This window comes from Salinibacterium sp. SWN167 (assembly GCF_015864665.1).
Taxonomy (GTDB): domain Bacteria; phylum Actinomycetota; class Actinomycetes; order Actinomycetales; family Microbacteriaceae; genus Rhodoglobus.
Map to the genome: position 1 here is coordinate 26,675 of NZ_JADYWU010000003.1, position 16,718 is coordinate 43,392.

21 protein-coding genes are annotated in these 16,718 nt (G+C 60.0%); 3 read left to right on the plus strand and 18 right to left on the minus strand.

All coding sequences use genetic code 11. The annotated features are described in order from the left end of the window. Position 1: 1 nt before the first annotated feature. Genes rplT through infC form a run of 3 tightly spaced genes read right to left on the minus strand, consistent with a single transcriptional unit; the run spans position 2 to position 1,196 of the window. A complete protein-coding gene (rplT, locus tag I6E60_RS13230) occupies positions 2-388 on the minus strand; it encodes a 50S ribosomal protein L20 (RefSeq protein ID WP_009771944.1) in 387 nt (128 codons plus the stop codon). Positions 389-406: 18 nt separating this feature from the next. Then, entirely contained in the window at positions 407-601 is a 195-nt protein-coding gene (rpmI, locus tag I6E60_RS13235; protein ID WP_197108656.1) for a 50S ribosomal protein L35, read from the minus strand. Continuing rightward, a complete protein-coding gene (gene infC, locus I6E60_RS13240) occupies positions 594-1,196 on the minus strand; it encodes a translation initiation factor IF-3 (RefSeq protein ID WP_197126768.1) in 603 nt (200 codons plus the stop codon). Before infC ends, rpmI begins: the two co-directional genes overlap by 8 nt. 322 nt (positions 1,197-1,518) lie before the next feature. Here infC and I6E60_RS13245 point away from each other — a divergent pair, with 322 nt between their 5' ends. Further along, positions 1,519-1,869 (plus strand): DUF1844 domain-containing protein, encoded by a 351-nt coding sequence (locus tag I6E60_RS13245; RefSeq protein ID WP_197126597.1) that lies wholly within the window; start codon positions 1,519-1,521, stop codon positions 1,867-1,869. 21 nt (positions 1,870-1,890) lie between these two features. Here I6E60_RS13245 and I6E60_RS13250 read toward each other — a convergent pair whose 3' ends face one another. The 6 genes from I6E60_RS13250 to I6E60_RS13275 form a co-directional block, all read right to left on the minus strand. Continuing rightward, entirely contained in the window at positions 1,891-2,679 is a 789-nt protein-coding gene (locus I6E60_RS13250) for an SseB family protein (RefSeq protein ID WP_197180833.1), read from the minus strand. Between the two features lie 59 nt (positions 2,680-2,738). After that, on the minus strand, positions 2,739-3,488 hold the full coding sequence (priA, locus tag I6E60_RS13255) for a bifunctional 1-(5-phosphoribosyl)-5-((5-phosphoribosylamino)methylideneamino)imidazole-4-carboxamide isomerase/phosphoribosylanthranilate isomerase PriA (protein WP_197126733.1): 750 nt from the start codon (positions 3,486-3,488) through the stop codon (positions 2,739-2,741). 79 nt (positions 3,489-3,567) lie between these two features. Continuing rightward, positions 3,568-4,245, minus strand: a complete 678-nt coding sequence (gene hisH / locus I6E60_RS13260) for an imidazole glycerol phosphate synthase subunit HisH (protein WP_197126732.1) — start codon at positions 4,243-4,245, stop codon at positions 3,568-3,570. Continuing rightward, positions 4,202-4,807, minus strand: coding sequence for an imidazoleglycerol-phosphate dehydratase HisB (gene hisB, locus I6E60_RS13265; RefSeq protein ID WP_197126731.1), 606 nt, complete (start codon positions 4,805-4,807; stop codon positions 4,202-4,204). Before hisB ends, hisH begins: the two co-directional genes overlap by 44 nt. Next, entirely contained in the window at positions 4,804-5,892 is a 1,089-nt protein-coding gene (locus I6E60_RS13270) for a histidinol-phosphate transaminase (RefSeq protein WP_197126730.1), read from the minus strand. Before I6E60_RS13270 ends, hisB begins: the two co-directional genes overlap by 4 nt. Positions 5,893-5,964: 72 nt before the next feature. After that, positions 5,965-6,330 (minus strand): LysM peptidoglycan-binding domain-containing protein, encoded by a 366-nt coding sequence (locus I6E60_RS13275; protein ID WP_231601034.1) that lies wholly within the window; start codon positions 6,328-6,330, stop codon positions 5,965-5,967. 230 nt (positions 6,331-6,560) lie between these two features. Here I6E60_RS13275 and lexA point away from each other — a divergent pair, with 230 nt between their 5' ends. Next, the gene (lexA, locus tag I6E60_RS13280; RefSeq protein WP_197180835.1) at positions 6,561-7,250 is read left to right on the plus strand and encodes a transcriptional repressor LexA; all 690 of its coding nucleotides are present in this window, start codon (positions 6,561-6,563) and stop codon (positions 7,248-7,250) included. 34 nt (positions 7,251-7,284) lie between these two features. On the opposite strand, the gene hflX is transcribed toward lexA, so the two are convergent. After that, entirely contained in the window at positions 7,285-8,844 is a 1,560-nt protein-coding gene (gene hflX, locus I6E60_RS13285) for a GTPase HflX (protein WP_197180837.1), read from the minus strand. 41 nt (positions 8,845-8,885) lie between these two features. Here hflX and I6E60_RS13290 point away from each other — a divergent pair, with 41 nt between their 5' ends. Beyond that, on the plus strand, positions 8,886-9,521 hold the full coding sequence (locus I6E60_RS13290; RefSeq protein ID WP_197108695.1) for a class I SAM-dependent methyltransferase: 636 nt from the start codon (positions 8,886-8,888) through the stop codon (positions 9,519-9,521). 38 nt (positions 9,522-9,559) lie between these two features. On the opposite strand, the gene dapF is transcribed toward I6E60_RS13290, so the two are convergent. From dapF to I6E60_RS13330, 8 genes are all read right to left on the minus strand, one after another. Continuing rightward, the gene (dapF, locus tag I6E60_RS13295; protein ID WP_197180839.1) at positions 9,560-10,438 is read right to left on the minus strand and encodes a diaminopimelate epimerase; all 879 of its coding nucleotides are present in this window, start codon (positions 10,436-10,438) and stop codon (positions 9,560-9,562) included. Next, positions 10,425-11,483 carry a tRNA (adenosine(37)-N6)-dimethylallyltransferase MiaA gene (miaA, locus tag I6E60_RS13300; RefSeq protein WP_197126725.1) on the minus strand — a complete coding sequence of 353 codons (1,059 nt, stop codon included), beginning with the start codon at positions 11,481-11,483 and terminating at the stop codon, positions 10,425-10,427. Before miaA ends, dapF begins: the two co-directional genes overlap by 14 nt. Before the next feature lie 7 nt (positions 11,484-11,490). Continuing rightward, entirely contained in the window at positions 11,491-13,044 is a 1,554-nt protein-coding gene (gene miaB / locus I6E60_RS13305; protein WP_197126724.1) for a tRNA (N6-isopentenyl adenosine(37)-C2)-methylthiotransferase MiaB, read from the minus strand. Between the two features lie 60 nt (positions 13,045-13,104). After that, a complete protein-coding gene (locus I6E60_RS14710; protein ID WP_307841857.1) occupies positions 13,105-13,956 on the minus strand; it encodes a regulatory protein RecX in 852 nt (283 codons plus the stop codon). A 9-nt stretch (positions 13,957-13,965) separates the two neighbouring features. Continuing rightward, positions 13,966-15,132: a recombinase RecA gene (gene recA, locus I6E60_RS13315; protein WP_197126723.1), complete on the minus strand. Its 1,167-nt coding sequence runs from the start codon at positions 15,130-15,132 to the stop codon at positions 13,966-13,968. A gap of 243 nt (positions 15,133-15,375) precedes the next feature. Further along, complete coding sequence (locus I6E60_RS13320; RefSeq protein ID WP_197126722.1) at positions 15,376-15,600, minus strand: DUF3046 domain-containing protein; 225 nt, start codon at positions 15,598-15,600, stop codon at positions 15,376-15,378. Positions 15,601-15,697: 97 nt separating this feature from the next. Then, a complete protein-coding gene (locus tag I6E60_RS13325; protein WP_197108707.1) occupies positions 15,698-16,006 on the minus strand; it encodes a helix-turn-helix domain-containing protein in 309 nt (102 codons plus the stop codon). 206 nt (positions 16,007-16,212) lie between these two features. Then, positions 16,213-16,710, minus strand: a complete 498-nt coding sequence (locus tag I6E60_RS13330; RefSeq protein WP_197126721.1) for a CinA family protein — start codon at positions 16,708-16,710, stop codon at positions 16,213-16,215. Between the last annotated feature and the right edge of the window lie 8 nt (positions 16,711-16,718).

Here is a 16,718-nt window from a genome sequence, read left to right on the forward strand (position 1 = left end):
GTTACGCAGCCGAACGGGGTGCCGACGTGTCAGCAGGAAGTGCAGCCTTAGCGGTTGCAACCAGCGACGCGAACGTGGCGGGCTCGGTGACCGCGAGGTCAGCGAGGATACGACGGTCAACCTGCACACCAGCAAGGTTCAGACCCTGGATGAGACGGTTGTAGGTGAGGCCGTTCGCACGCGACGCAGCGTTGATGCGCTGAATCCACAGACGACGGAATTCACCCTTGCGGGCGCGACGGTCGCGGTATGCGTAGACGAGGGAGTGAGTGACCTGCTCCTTGGCCTTGCGGTAGAGACGCGAACGCTGGCCGCGGTAACCCTTAGCGCGTTCGAGGATTACCCGACGCTTCTTGTGAGCGTTAACCGCCCTTTTTACTCTTGCCATGATGTATTCCTAAACCCTTTACTTACCGAGAAGCTTCTTGATTGTCTTGGCGTCCTGCGGCGCAATGACCTGATCCTGGTTGAGTGCGCGCTTACGCTTGCTGCTCTTAACCTCGAGGTTGTGTCGCATACCCGCCTGCTGCTTCATGACCTTGCCGCTACCGGTGACCTTGAAACGCTTCTTGGTGCCTGAGTGCGTCTTCTGCTTAGGCATCTTTCTCCTCTTTCTCTGGAACTTCTGCCTCACGAGGCTTCTTGTTAGCTGCCTTGCGGGCCTCGGCTTCAGCCTTAGCTGTTGCCTTGGTCTTGTGTGGGCCAATAATCATGACCATGTTGCGACCGTCAATAGTCGGTGTCGATTCAATAGAACCGAACTCGGAGACATCTTCGGCAAACTTCTGAAGCAAACGCACACCCTGATCGGGGCGAGACTGCTCACGGCCACGGAACAAGATCATCGCTTTGACCTTGTCGCCGCCAGCGAGGAATCCCTCGGCGCGCTTGCGCTTGGTTTCGTAGTCGTGCTTGTCGATCTTGAGACGGAAACGAACCTCTTTGAGAATCGTGTTCGTCTGGTTGCGACGAGCTTCTTTCGCCTTCTGCGCCTCTTCGTACTTGAACTTGCCGTAATCCATAATCTTGGCAACGGGAGGCTTAGAGCTGGGAGCTACCTCGACCAAATCAAGATCTGCCTCTTGGGCGAGCTTGAGGGCGACGTCAATAGAGACGACACCGACTTGTTCGCCACCGGGTCCGACAAGACGGACCTCAGGGACTCGGATTCGGTCGTTGGTACGGGGATCGCTGATGCGTGTTCTCCTTACATTTCGTGATGCGCAGCCAAACGGTAGTCGTCTGGTAAACGCAGTTCGGCGGATGCCGTGGCACGAAAGAGGATCAAACGCAGCGAATGCTGCATCACCCTTTAAAGCTGCGCAGTCCACATCCGGAACAATGCGCTGATTCAAACACGAATCATGCGTACTGCAACGCCAGCGAACTGTGCGGGGTGTAACTACCCGGTAACCTTATATGCGGTTGACAGGTGGGAGAATCTCCACTTTCGTAACCGGGGCGAGCCCCGGGCCTGCATAAGAATAGCAGAGCGAACCCCAATAAGCGAAGGACATCATGAGCGAGCCCACCCCAGACGAGACAAATGAAGCACGAGACATCTCAGAAGTGCCCGCAGTCGAGGTAATCAACACCGTCGCCGTACACATGCTCAGCGCTGCTGCGGTGAAACTCGGCCTTTCTGATGGCCCGGATGCAGAGTCAGAGAAGGACCTCGACGAAGCCCGCAAACTGATTACCGCTCTTGCCGGCCTCGTGACCGCCGCCGCCCCCGAGATCGGTGACCACCATGCGCGCCCGCTGCGTGACGGACTCCGCTCGGTTCAGCTCGCGTTCCGCGAAGAGTCGCGGTTCCCCGATGCCCCCGGCAAGGGCCCAGGCGAAAAGTACACCGGCCCCGTCAACTAAGACGGCGCCCGCTAGTTGCTGTCAGCTAGTGGGCAGGTCAGCGGCTGGTGCGCGAATGACTTGGACTGCGAGCGAATCGACCGACTGAGCGATGAGTTCAGAGGCACTCCAGCGTTCGCGCATCCGCTCCATGACCGCATCTAAGGTCTCGCGGTCAAGCCCCTCGCGCATCGCGATCTGAACGACCAACTCGGGGCCATGCAGCCGTGCACCGGGGTCGCCGGCCAATAGCTGGATATCAGCGACGCATTCTTCGCTCTCAGCGGATGCTGCGAACTCGTCCCGCACATCGGCACGCAAGAAGCTCGGCGTCCACGGAGCAGACTGCGCGATCGCCCACACTGCCGGGCGACGAAGGATGAACTCGCTGTCGCTGAGCGGATCGATGATAACGAGGTCAGTGTTTTCGCTGGCGGCCGCAAGCGCCACACGGGTGCCTGCCGCTGGCACTGGCCGAGCATCCGGATTCCACACCTTCATCGCCTCGACAGAACTGAATACGGGCAACACGGCACGGCCATCTGGCCCCGTAACCGTGACGATTGAGAGCTCTTGCGTCTTATCGACAGTGAGCCCCTCGGCGGTGGTGCCGGTCTCCCCTGCCTTGGCAAGCAGCGGGATCAGAAGGCGGGACTCGCGAACCTGATCGACAACCTCAGCTTCGGTGGCATCGCCAGCATGAAAGCGGGTGATAGTGGCCATGAGCGCTTGAGGAGCGCTGCCATCGTCATCGGGTGCTGCGTTGGGCTCAAAGGAACGCCCCTCCCACGGTACGCCTGCGGAATCCGTTGCGTTCACTTCTGCGCCCATGTCAGCTCCTGTGTCAGTGCTAGGTCAGTTCCGGTTTCCGCGCCCGCGAAGTGATTCGCCTAGTGCGAGGAGACGTCGAGCGCTTCAGCCAGCGTGAACGCCTTCGCATAGAGAGCCTTGCCCACAATGGCGCCCTCAAGACCCTGCGGAACAAGTTCGCGCAGCTCAATAAGGTCGTCCAAGCTCGAGATTCCGCCAGAGGCAATTACCGGGCGGTGTGTGCGCTCCATGACCTGGCGAAGCAGCTCAATGTTCGGGCCCTGCAGCGTGCCATCCTTAGTGACGTCAGTAACGACGTAGCGGCAGCATCCGGCAGATTCGAGACGGTCGAGAACCGTCCAAATGTCGCCACCCTCTTGCGTCCAGCCGCGAGCGGCCAGCGTCGTGCCGCGAACATCAAGACCAACAGCAATGGCCTCGCCATATTCGGCGATAACGTGAGCAGCCCACTCGGGGTTTTCCAACGCGGCAGTGCCGAGGTTGATGCGCTTCGCGCCAGTCGCAAGAGCAGATTCCAGCGACTCGTCGTCGCGGATACCACCCGAAAGTTCGATGTTGACGCGCCTCGGCGTCGACTTGATGACCTTCTTGATCATCGCGTGGTTGTCGCCACGACCGAATGCAGCATCGAGGTCAACGAGGTGAATCCACTCGGCGCCCTGGTCGGCCCAGTCGTGAGCTGCAGCGCACGGATCGCCGTAACTCTTCTCGGTTCCTGCCTCGCCTTGTGTGAGACGCACTGCCTTGCCGTCGGCTACATCCACTGCCGGCAGCAGGGTTAGACCGGGGGTTTTGTTGAACTCGCTCATAGATACGCTCTCTAAAGACCTGACCGCGGAACGCCGCGCACAAGCATCCGATACTAGTGCACGTAGAACCTCAGCAAAATCAGAAGGTCTTCAACCAGTTGCTTAGTAGTCGGATTCCAGCTTCGCCCGACTTCTCGGGGTGAAATTGAGTGGCAGTCAATGGCCCGTTTTCGACCGCGGCTAAGAATCGGCCGCCGTGGTCTGCCCACGTGAGCTTTGGCTGCGGAAAAGGCGGCTGAACATCAAGCGTCCACTGTTGTGCAGCGTAGGAGTGCACGAAATAGAAACGTTCGTCTCGCACCGAATCAAACAGCGTCGTGTCGTCAGGAGTCTCGACAGTATTCCACCCCATGTGAGGCAAAACCGGGGCGGGTAACTTTTCTACAACACCAGGCCACTCGTTGAGGCCTTCGGTCTGAATACCGTGTTCGTCGCCCGAGGCGAAGAGCACCTGCATGCCCACACAGATGCCCATGACTGGGCGACTTCCGGTGAGGCGCTTCTCGATGATTGCGCCCCCGCGAACTGATTCGAGCGCCGACATCACAGCAGCGAAAGCGCCAACGCCGGGCACGAGGAGCCCGTCAGCCGCCTCAGCGACCGAACGATCCGCACTCAGGCGAACGTTCGCGCCTGCAGCCTCGAGAGCCTTCGCTGCCGAGTGAATGTTGCCGGAGCCGTAGTCGAGGATGACAACCGAAGGAGCAGCCACTCTAGAGCGCACCCTTCGTAGAGGGGATTCCCGTGACGCGAGCATCCGGCTCAACCGCAGCACGCATCGCGCGAGCGAAGGCCTTGAACTCTGCCTCGGCAATGTGGTGCGGGTCGCGACCACCCAGAACGGTCACGTGAACGGTGATACCCGCGTTGTAACTGATTGCCTCAAAGACGTGACGCACCATCGAGCCGGTGAAGTGACCACCGATAAGGTGCATCTCGAAGCCCGCGGGCTCGCCCGTGTGGACGAGATAAGGACGACCGGAGACGTCAACAACAGCACGCACGAGCGCCTCATCAAGCGGAACAAGCGCGTCACCGTAGCGCGAGATGCCTGCCTTGGTGCCGAGCGCTTGCCTGATGGCCATCCCGAGCGCAATGCCAATGTCTTCGACCGTGTGGTGCACATCAATGTGCGTATCTCCGCTGGCCTTGACGGTGAGATCGATGAGCGAGTGCTTCGAGAACGCCGTAAGCATGTGGTCGTAGAAGGGCACGCTCGTGTCAATAGATGAGGTGCCGGTGCCGTCGAGATTGATCGAAAGTTCGATGCTCGACTCGCTAGTTTCGCGCGTAATTGTCGCGGTGCGCTGTGAGGTCATTGTTCAACTCTACCGAGCGTCTGGAGGTCGGCCATCGCATCCAAGAACGCAGTGGTTTCCTCTTCGGTGCCAGCAGTGACTCGCAAGTGGTGCGGGATGCCGACGTCGCGGATCAGGATGTCCTGAATGAGGAGCTTGTGGAACAGTTCTTGAGGGTCAGCGACGTTGCCGAACAAGACGAAATTGGACTCACTGGGTACGGGGGTGAATCCCAATGCTTCAAGTCCAGCGCTCATGCGATCACGCTGCGCCTTGATCTCGTCGACCATGGCAAGCATTTGCGGCGCGTGGGCCAGTGCCGCTACGGCCGCCGCCTGCGTGAGCGCCGATAGGTGGTACGGGAGTCGCACCAAACGCAAGGCGTCCGCGATCGCCGGATCCGCGGCGAGGTAACCGACTCGCGCGCCGGCGAAGGCGAAGGCCTTACTCATCGTGCGGGACACGAGAAGTCTCGGGCGACCCTCAAGGAGCGACAGAGCCGATTCGCGATCAGAGAACTCGGCATACGCTTCGTCGACGAGCACGATGCCGTCGGTAGCGTCGTAGGCGGCCACGATCGTGTCGTTGCTGACGGGGGTGCCGGTGGGATTGTTAGGGGAACAGAGAAAAACAACATCGGGCGTGTGCTCAGCGATTGCGGCAACGACGCTCTCTGGCGTGATGTCGTAGGCAGGATCGCGCGGTGCCGTGACCCACTCGGTGCCGGTGCCTGAGGCGATGATGGAGTGCATCGAGTAGGTGGGCGGGAAGCCAAGCACGCGGCGCCCTGGCCCGCCGAACGCCTGCAGCGTCTGCTGAAGCACTTCGTTGGAACCATTGGCCGCCCAGATGTTGTCGGCAGTAAGGCCGTGACCGAGGTAGGCCGCAAGTGATTCACGGAGTTCAGTGAATTCGCGGTCGGGGTAGCGGTTGGCATTCATAACAGCGCCGGCGAGAGCCATGACAATGTCAGTGGCAACCGCCTCCGGAATCGGATGCGTGTTCTCGTTGACATTCAGCTGGATGCGAACCGGATCGGTTGGTGCACCGTAGGGCGTAAGGCCCCTGAGGTCATCACGAATAGGGAGATCTGATAGCGAAGTCACTCCACCAATCGTAGAGGAACTGGCTGTGACCGGATGCCGGGGCCAGTGACGACGCCGGCGGAGCGGGGCAGGCTAGTTGGAAAAGCTGGCGGGGATCGCGAGCTCTTGACCCGCGAAGATGTCTGCTGACGACATCTGGTTCACTTCGATCAACTGGGCAACAACCTCGCGCGGGTCATGACCCGGGGCGTGCTGCTCGGCAATGTTCCACAGGGACTGCCCCGCCGCCACATCGACATAGACGAAGGCGTTCTCGTTGGACTCAAGAGTCGCAGCAGCGCCGCCGCTGTTGAGCGAGATGAGAAGGGCCGCGATAACCAACGGCGTGGCCGCGAGAGTCATAAGGACGACGCGACCACGCGTGGTGAGGCGAAGACGCGGTGCGGACTGCCGTGCACGGACAGCCGCGTTAGGTGCAATCACAGCAGTAGACATCATTCGCTCCTCATGGGGTGGTATCGCATCCGGTTCTCGGCCGGGAGAACCGGATGCGAAGTTGTGTTCCGAACATACATTCGAATAGTTCGAATATCAAGTACATATTCGAAGAAGCCACTGACATTTGCTCCCGACACTCGAACAAATGTTTGTTTTTGACCCCTTCTGCGGATACAGTTTCGAATGAGCCACTGACATTGGAATCGTGAGTGGCAGAAATAGAGGACTCCGTGACTGACGCAACAGCACCCCGAGACGACGCTTCTGAGCGCGGAACACGGCGGCGCACCAGCCTGAGTGCGAAGCAGCAGGCAATCCTCGAAATGATTCAGCGAGCAGTCGCCACCCAGGGGTACCCGCCGAGCATGCGCGAGATCGGCGATGCCGTCGGCCTCTCCTCACTGTCAAGCGTTACCCACCAGCTCAACCAGCTCGAGCTCAGTGGCTACCTGCGCCGCGACCCCAATCGCCCGCGCGCCATCGAAGTTCTTATCGACCTGCCCAACGCCGTCGACGAATCCAGCACGATCAGCCCGTCAATGGGCGACGCAGCAATGGTGCCACTTGTCGGTCGCATCGCCGCCGGAATCCCGATCACCGCCGAGCAGCATGTTGAAGAAGTGTTCCCGCTCCCCCGTCAACTCGTGGGCAAGGGTGAACTCTTCATGCTGAAGGTCGTGGGAGATTCCATGATCGATGCCGCCATCTGTGACGGCGACTGGGTCGTCGTGCGTCAACAGCAGACGGCTGAGAACGGCGATATCGTCGCCGCCATGCTCGACGAAGAAGCAACAGTGAAGGTCTTTCGTCAACGAGATGGCCACACGTGGCTATTGCCGCGTAACTCAAACTTCGAGCCGATCCTGGGTGACTACGCCCAAGTGCTCGGCAAAGTAGTAACGGTGTTGCGCGCGCTCTAGAGCACGCACAACACCGTCGCTGCAGCTAAATCTTCTAGGCCTGCTGCGAAACGAACTCTTCAATCTCGGGAACTCGCGCCGGGTGAACTAACGCGGTAACCAACGTGCCCTCTTCGCGGTAATCGGTAGAGATCACTCGGCCCTGCACGTGGAGGCGTGAAATGACCTCGCCGCGGTCGTACGGCACGAGCAGAGTCACCTCAATCTCAGGAGAAGGCAAGAGTTCTGCGATGCGCGCATTGAGCTCGTCAATGCCCTCACCGGAGCGCGCCGAGACAAAAATGCCCGTCGGCTCCAGACCACGAATTAGTAGACGCTGATCGTCATCCGCAAGATCGCTCTTGTTGAAGACAACGATCTCGGGAATGTCACGCGCACCGAGTTCGCCAATAACATCGCGCACCGTGGCGAGCTGAGCTCCAGGGTCAGGATGCGACGCGTCGACAACGTGCACGATGACATCGGACTGACCGATCTCTTCGAGCGTCGAACGGAAAGCTTCCACCAGCTGATGAGGCAGGTTACGCACGAAACCCACCGTGTCACTCAACGTGTACAGCCGACCGTCGGCAGTTGCCGACTTACGCACGGTAGCGTCGAGGGTCGCGAACAGGGCGTTCTCCACGAGCACACCAGCGCGCGTCAGGCGGTTCAACAGGCTTGACTTGCCCGCGTTCGTATAGCCCGCGATAGCAACACTCGGAACCTCAAAGCGATCACGGTTTGCCCGCTTCGCTTCACGCGCCGGCGCAAAGCCCTTGATCTGCTTACGCAGGCGCGCCATCCGTGTATGAATACGGCGACGATCGAGCTCAATCTTGGTCTCACCGGGGCCACGGCTACCCATACCGGCACCCGCACCGCCCACCTGGCCACCGGCCTGGCGGGACATCGATTCACCCCAACCACGCAGACGGGGAAGCAAGTACTCCATTTGAGCGAGCTCAACCTGGGCCTTGCCCTCGCGGCTCGTCGCGTGCTGGCTGAAGATATCAAGAATCACCGCAGTGCGGTCGATGACCTTGACTCCCACAACGTCTTCAAGAGCGCGTCGCTGGCTTGGGGCAAGTTCGGTATCGGCAATCACGGTATCGGCACCAGTTGCCGCCACCACATCCTTCAGCTCACGCGCCTTGCCCTTGCCCAGGTACGTACTCGGGTCGGGGTGGCTACGGCGCTGCAGGAGGCCGTCAAGCACGACGGCGCCCGCAGTCTCGGCTAGCGCAGAAAGCTCTCGAAGCGAGTTCTCGGCCTCGCGCAGGTTTCCTTGGCCGTAGATGCCGATGAGCACCACGTTCTCGATGCGCAGCTGGCGGTACTCGACCTCCGTGACGTCATCAAGTTCGGTCGATAGACCTGCCACGCGCTTCAGGGCGTGACGATCCTCGCGATCGAACTGATCACCGTCGCGATCAGATTCATAGTGAGCATCCGATTGCAGCGCTTGAGCGCCGGATTTGCCTGCTCCCTCGGAACCGAAGCGCGTCACTGCCGCATGGTCAGAGCTTTCTGCGGCCAGAACACGGTCGACGGAACGCTCGGCGTCGTCGCCATCATTGGCCTCGATACTGGTTTCTGTCGTGTTTCGCGTCATTGGGTTAACCCTACTTCTCTAGTTTTCGGTAAGTTCTGTGCATGGCTAACGAGCATTACTTCTCGTCATCACCCGAGAGTGATCTCAAATTGCGGACGATTCACGCGACCATTGCTGGTCTCGAACGCGAACTTGTCACGTCAAATGGGATCTTCAGTCCGGAACGGATCGACGCTGGAACCAAGGTTCTACTGGCGAACGTGCCCGCTCCTCCCCCGGGAGGAAACCTGCTTGACCTCGGTTGCGGCTGGGGACCGATGGCGCTCACCCTTGCCCTCGAGTCACCTCATGCAACGGTGTGGGCGGTGGACGTCAACGAGCGCGCACTGGATCTTGTGCGCGCAAACGCCGAAAAATTGTCCATACCCAACATTAACGCGGTTTTGCCCGCAGATGTTCCCGAAGACATAACGTTTATGTCTATTTGGTCGAACCCGCCCATCCGCGTCGGCAAGAACGAGCTGCACAACATTCTCCAGACTTGGCTACCCCGTCTCGAAGAAGACGCCGACGCCTGGCTGGTTGTACAAAAGAACCTCGGATCGGATTCCCTCCACCGCTGGATGGAAGCAACCTTCCCCGACGACTTCAGTTTCACTCGCGCCGCAACCAACAAGGGCTACCGGCTACTGCGCGCGAGACACCACGCTGCAACGCTCGACGACGCTGACGCCTAGGCGGCAGCGAAGGGCCGTCAACGGCCCTCAGAGGCGCGCTACGCGAGTTCGAGGCTGCCGGTGTAAACGAGTTCGGCCGGACCGCTCAGCGACACGTGTTCGCCATCCTCGGTCGGGAACATGCGAACGACAACGGTTCCGCCGGGAACGGTGACCCGCCACTGGTGGGGAGCGCTCGCTCCGGCGTAATGACGAATAGCTAAAGCTGCGGCGACAGCACCCGTTCCACACGACAACGTTTCGCCGCTGCCGCGCTCATGCACGCGCATCCGAATCGAACCAACGCCATCTTTGACGAGCGGCTCGGCCGGCACCACGAATTCAACATTCGCGCCGTGCTCGGGCAGCGGATCAATCACGGGGATGTAGCCGAGGTCAACACCATCGAGTTCTGCTTCTTCGGCGAGGGCTACGACCACGTGAGGGTTTCCGACATTGATACCGAGGCCCGGACGGGCGACCTCAAGTTCTTTCGCCCGCACGAGCGGCTCTCCGCCGTCGAGCGCCCAACGCCCCATGTCGACTTGATAGCCGGCCATGTTGCGCTGAACATCGCGCACGCCGCCACGAGTACCGATCGGCAAGGTGTCGCCTGGCTCGAAGTCAACAAAACCCTCATTAGCGAGGTACTCCGCGTAGACACGGATGCCGTTGCCACACATCTCGGAGATACTGCCGTCAGCATTGCGGTAGTCCATGAACCACTCCGCGTCGGCATCTTCGGCAAGCGCCGCAGCGCCCGCGTCAAGACTGCGGGACCGAACAGCGCGGATGATTCCATCGGCGCCCACACCAAAGTGACGATCGCAAATGGCCGCAACCTGCTTCGGGGTGAGGTCAATCTCACCATCCGGATCAGAAAACAGCACGAAGTCGTTGCCAGTTCCCTGACCTTTAGTGAAGTTAAGCGTTGCCATGCGTTCCATTCTCCCCCATGACGATCGACAGAGCGCGCTCTGCCCGCTCGGGATCGTCATACTGCAGCCAATGACATTGGTCGTAACGCTTGAACCAGCCCACCTGACGACGCGCATAGCGGCGCGTGAGGGCGGCCGTCTGCTCGATCGCGTCTGCCTCAGTGAGCGTGCCGTCCAACTGCTCGATCGCCTGGGCATAACCGATAGCGCGAGCGGCGGTGACGCCCAGCCCGCGCGGACGAAGCTCACGAACCTCATCGAGCAACCCGGAGTCCCACATCTGCTGCACGCGGGCGTTGAGCCTTGGAACAAGTTCATCTCGAGGCGCAGCTACACCAAAAATATGCGCGGGAGTCCATAGTTTTTTCTCTTCGGGAAGCCCGGCGCCGAACGGCTCGCCCGTAATCTCAATCACCTCGAGGGCCCGAACGATACGCCGCCCATTGCTCGCGCCGATCGAGTGCGCGGCTGCCGCGTCGAGCTGTTGAAGGCGCTGAAAAAGAAGACCAACACCCAGCTCGTCGAGTTCGGCTTCAAGACGCGCGCGAACATCCGGGTCTCGGGCAGGAAATTGGAAGTCGTGGATCACGCTCGAAACGTAGAGTCCCGAGCCGCCAACCATGATCGGCACGCGCCCGGCGCTCTGAATTTGCCGAATGATTCGCCGCGCATCCGTCTGGTACTGAGCAACGCTGGCGTCGTCGGTGGGGTCGAGCGCATCAAGCAGATGGTGTGGGATGCCGCGGCGCTGGTCGAGAGGCAGCTTGGCTGTGCCAATATCCATGCCTCGATACAGCTGCATGGCATCCGCGTTGATGATCTCGGATGAGATGCCCTGACGCGCAAGACCATCCGCTGTGTTCAACGAGAGTTCAGACTTACCTGTGCCGGTCGCGCCGACGACCACTACCAGCGGAAACGCAGCAGCGCTGTCGCTGGCAAGTGTCGGGTCGGGCTCGGGGCCGGGGTGGTCAGAGCGGGCAGACACGGGCACCGACGTGGTCAGTTGAGACTGCTCGCGCTGGGCATGCGGTGGTTGTGCCATTTCTTACTTAGCGCAGGGAATCGCTGGGGTCATAGATCGGTGTCGTGGCGACACGGATCGTGGGCAGACCGAGCGATACGCGTGAACTCGCGTCTGCTGCGCCAGCGTCAGTACTTGTGCCGGTGCCCGTGGGGACTCCACACGATGCTGCCTCGGCACGGTCCCAGGCGTCTCCCGCACGGGTGCGACGGATGTTGAGCACTCCCCCGGGTTGGGTGTCGGCAACGAGATGGAACGCCGCAGCTTCAGTGATCGTGAGAGTCACGACGTCACCGGGGCGGGGCGTAGCGCTGCCCTCGGGGATGTTGAAGTGCACGAGTCGAGAGTCTTCGGCGCGGCCAGAGAGTCGCGCGGTTTCAGCCTGCTTGCGGCCTTCCGTTGCTGTCACCATCACCTCGAGAGTGCGGCCGATTTGCTTATCATTCTCTTCTCGCGAGATGCGGTCCTGAAGCGCCGCGAGTCGCTCGTAGCGCTCTTGTACGACCTCTTTAGGAATCTGGTCTTCCATGGTGGCCGCCGGCGTTCCGGGACGGATGGAGTACTGGAACGTGTAGGCCGAGGCGAAACGTGATTCTTCGACCACACGCAGGGTGTCTTGGAAGTCTTCTTCGGTCTCACCGGGGAATCCCACAATGATGTCGGTCGTGATCGCGGCGTGAGGCATTTGCGCACGGACTCGCTCAAGGATGCCGAGGAATTTGGTCGAACGGTAACTGCGGCGCATGGCTTTGAGGATGCGGTCGGAGCCTGATTGGAGTGGCATGTGAAGCTGCGGCATCACATTCGGGGTTTCCGCCATCGCGTCGATAACGTCGTCGGTGAATGCGGCCGGGTGGGGGCTAGTGAACCTGACGCGTTCAAGGCCTTCGATGGAGCCCATGGCGCGCAGCAGTTTGCTGAACGCTTGGCGGTCGCCAAATTCGACGCCGTAGGAGTTCACGTTTTGACCCAGGAGCGTGATTTCGGTAGCGCCGTCATCGACCACCGCTTGCACTTCGGCAAGAATCTCGCCGGGGCGACGGTCTTTCTCTTTACCGCGCAGCGTGGGAACGATGCAAAAAGTGCAGGTGTTGTTGCAGCCGACAGAGATCGACACCCAGGCGCTGTGGGTTGATTCGCGGCGCGTGGGCAGAGTGGAGGGAAAAACGTCGAGCGATTCGAGGATCTCGAGTTGGGCTTCTTCGTTGTGGCGGGCCCGTTCGAGCAACGTGGGCAGTGAGCCCATGTTGTGGGTGCCGAAGACGACGTCAACCCACGGAGCTTTCTCGAGGATGACGCCCTGATCCTTTTGAGCGAGACAGCCTCCGACAGCAATTTGCATGCCGTCGTGCTCTTTCTTAACGCTCGCCAACATGCCGAGGTTGCCGTACAGCTTGTTGTCGGCGTTCTCGCGGACGGCACACGTGTTGATGACGACGACGTCCGCTTGGCCTTCAGTCGCTCGCACGTAGCCGGCGGCTTCGAGCGAGCCGCTCAGTCGTTCTGAATCGTGCACGTTCATCTGGCACCCGTAGGTGCGCACTTCGTAGCTGCGCGGGGTCGCCAGTTTTTCGTCAATCATGTGTTCCACCTTAAGCCTCAACGTTGAGGAGGGTTGACAGGCGCGAAGCTGGCCGAGCTTCTAGCGAAAGCGGGGACCGTGCGATGATCCGCCGACACCGGGCGCCAGCGCGGTGTTGACTGCCGATGACACCACAGAGCCCGAATATCCTCTGCGAAGCAGGAATCCGCTGAGGCGGCGCTTGGCCGTTTCGTTGTCGAGTGAGCGGAGTTGTGGTGCGCGTTTGAGTGCGACTTCATTTGCGCGTTCTTGTTCTTCATCACGCTCGAAGTCGACGACGGCGTCAATGTGCTCTTGGTCGATCTTTCGACGACGAAGTTCCGCAATGATTCCGCCGGAGCCGAGGCCTTTACGTTCGCGCAATGTGCGGGTGAGCGTTTCGGCGAGGGCCGCATCGTCGAGGAGCGCGGATCCTTCAAGACGCTCGATCTCTGCCTCGACCTCGTCGGACTCGAATTCACGGGTGGCGAGGAACTGGGTCATCTCGTGCGAGGACATCCCGCGGCGAGCAAGCGCCCGCATGCTGACTCGGCTGATCTCGGAGAAGCCGTCGCGGGCTTGCTTTCGTGCTTTGCGCGACGAACCATCTTCCGGCTCCACCGTTGCTGATCCGTTAGTGGGATGATCGGCCGAAATCGTTACTTCTGAAGCAACCGGTTCAGGGACGAATCGTGGCTCACGACGTGTTGCTGGCTGCGATTCTTCTTCTTTTTCGCTGGCCGGACTGAAGTCACGCATTGTGGGCAGTGCGCGGAGCACCGCCTGCGGTTCTTCAACGGCCTCAGCGGCCCATTGTTCTTCTGCGGAGGATTCCTCCGGCGACGACTCCACCACATCAGCGCGCGCAGCGCTAGACCTGTCAGCAAAGAGGTTGATGACGGGGGCGATGTAATCGTCGTCGGAGGAATTCACCAGTACTACCTACTGCCCAGAAGCCTTCTTGAGGGGCGCGGCAGGCGCCTTAGCCGCCACGGGCAACGTAGGGCCGTCAGCTTTGGCCTCAGCCTTAGCACTGGCCTTAGCTGCCTTCTCCGCAACGGCCTCAGCGTCAGCAAGCGCTTTCGCTTCGCTGGCATTGGCGGCCTTAGCTTCTGCACCGACACCGAGCTTGCGCATGATCTTTTGCTCAATCTCAAGCGCGATCGCAGGATTTTGGAGCAGGAAAGCACGAGACTTCTCCTTGCCCTGGCCGAGCTGGTCGCCGTCGTAGGTGTACCACGCGCCCGACTTACGGACGATTTCGTGGTCGACCCCGAAGTCGATGAGGCTACCTTCGCGGGAGATGCCAATGCCGTAGAGAATGTCGAACTCCGCCTGCTTGAAGGGCGGAGCCATCTTGTTCTTCACGACCTTGACGCGCGTGCGGTTTCCCACCGCATCCGTGCCGTCTTTTAGCGTTTCGATACGACGGATGTCGAGGCGAACTGACGCGTAGAACTTAAGCGCCTTACCACCGGCGGTGGTTTCGGGGCTTCCGAAGAAGACACCAATCTTTTCGCGCAGTTGGTTAATAAAGATCATGGTGGTGTTGGTCTGGCTCAGGCCACCGGTGAGCTTGCGCAGCGCCTGCGACATGAGTCGAGCTTGCAGACCAACGTGCGTGTCGCCCATCTCGCCTTCGATTTCTGCGCGCGGAACCAGCGCAGCAACCGAGTCAATGACGATCAGGTCGATAGAACCACTTCGCACCAGCATGTCGGCGATTTCAAGCGCCTGCTCACCGGTGTCGGGCTGGGAAACGAGAAGCGCATCGATGTCGACGCCAAGCTTTGCTGCGTATTCCGGGTCGAGCGCGTGCTCGGCGTCGATGAAGGCTGCGATTCCGCCATTGCGCTGGGCATTGGCGATGGCGTGCAAGGTGAGCGTGGTCTTACCCGAAGATTCCGGGCCGTAGATCTCGACGATACGGCCGCGGGGAAGCCCGCCTATGCCGAGTGCGACATCCAAAGCGATCGAGCCGGTGGGAATAACCTCAACCGGAGCGCGCTCATCGCTGCCGAGGCGCATGACGGAGCCTTTGCCGAACTGACGGTCAATTTGCGCTAGAGCGGTCTCAAGGGACTTCTCGCGGTCTGCTACTGATGGCATTACTTCTTCTCCAGTGGTTGTAGGTTGCTGCCCATAGGCTGTCGTGATTGGCGTGGACCGATGATGCAAGGCCCGCAACCTCCCGACAAAGGCTGTATTGCTAATGCCACGCTACGGGCATGCTCTGACATTCCAGAGAAGCGACGTGCGCAACTCATCCAAACTCAATATTCGAAAGGATGTTAGGGAGAAGACTACCAATATCGAATAGATGTTCGAACATGCCACGCAGAATCGAAAAGATTACTTCTTAGGCTCGCGCTGGCCAACGCCATAGCGGCGATCCATAGGGACATCCATGGCGTCACACAGGGCAGCCCACACCTGTTTCGCGGGAACACCACGCGACAGCGCTTGAGCGGCGGTAACGCCGCCGACCGGACCAAGCACTTGATCGTTGACGAGAACGCGGCCGTAGGGCTCACCGAACTCATCGGAGACAGCCATCCAGAACTCACTCAATCGCATTACTCCACCCTAAACGCGACAACAGCACCCCGAACGCACGAATGCCCCGCTCCACACCGGAACGGGGCACTGACGTGATGGGGCTGACGTGATGGGGTTAGCGCGAAACCAAGTTCGAATCGAACTCTGCGACGAGCTCGTCAGGCAGAGTATCGGGAATCGTGGTTGCACCTTCGATGACCGCAAGACGGTCGCCGACCTCGCGCATGATCACGGAGATGGGCGTATCGAGAGCTTCAGCTACCGAGGCAAGAATTTCAGAACTCGCCTCTTTCTGACCACGTTCAACCTCACTGAGGTATCCGAGAGCAACGCTCGCCTTACTTGCTACCTGTCGAAGGGTGCGTCCCTTTTGCAAGCGGAAGTCGCGGAGAACGTCACCGATTTCTTGACGAACTAGAACCATTGGACACTCCCTTTCTGACTGAATCGTGCGACCAGACAATTCTGGATAGCTAAGACTACAGCCAATTTATGTTCTGAACTCTAACCGCTCCACACTGGAGAAGCCTTGTGAGTTCGCTTACTGTAACCGAGCCGAAACATGGAATATTCCCGGCTCCTGCCACGAACTGACACCAGTTTTGGGGACAAACGAACCACCCGCGAGAGCTAGTCTTCCGACGTCAGATAGTCGTACAAACACTGCAGCGCCTCGTGAACGGCCTGCGCGCGAATCTCGTGACGGTCTCCCGAGAACTCAAAATCACGAGTTTCGACAAAGCCAGTGGCAGCGAAACCGATGAATACCGTTCCAGGTGGCTTTCCCTCGTGGGAGCCAGGCCCCGCGACTCCCGTCGTCGCCAAGCCGTAGTAGGCCTGTTGCTCGCCTACGCCGAGAACGTCGCGCGCTCCCGTGGCCATGTGAGCTGCGACATCAGGATGCACCGTGCCGTGGATGGCGAGAAGACTCGCATCGACGCCCAGAACCTGATGCTTGATGGCGGTGTTGTACGCCACCACTGCCCCATTGAGCACAGCGGAGGCACCAGGCACTGCCACGAGCGACGCGCACAACAGACCGCCCGTCAAAGACTCGGCTAGAGCAAGGGTTTGTCGTTGTTCGGTGAGAATCGCCACGATCTTCGTGGCGAGTTCTTCAGTAGTCACTGGTGAAG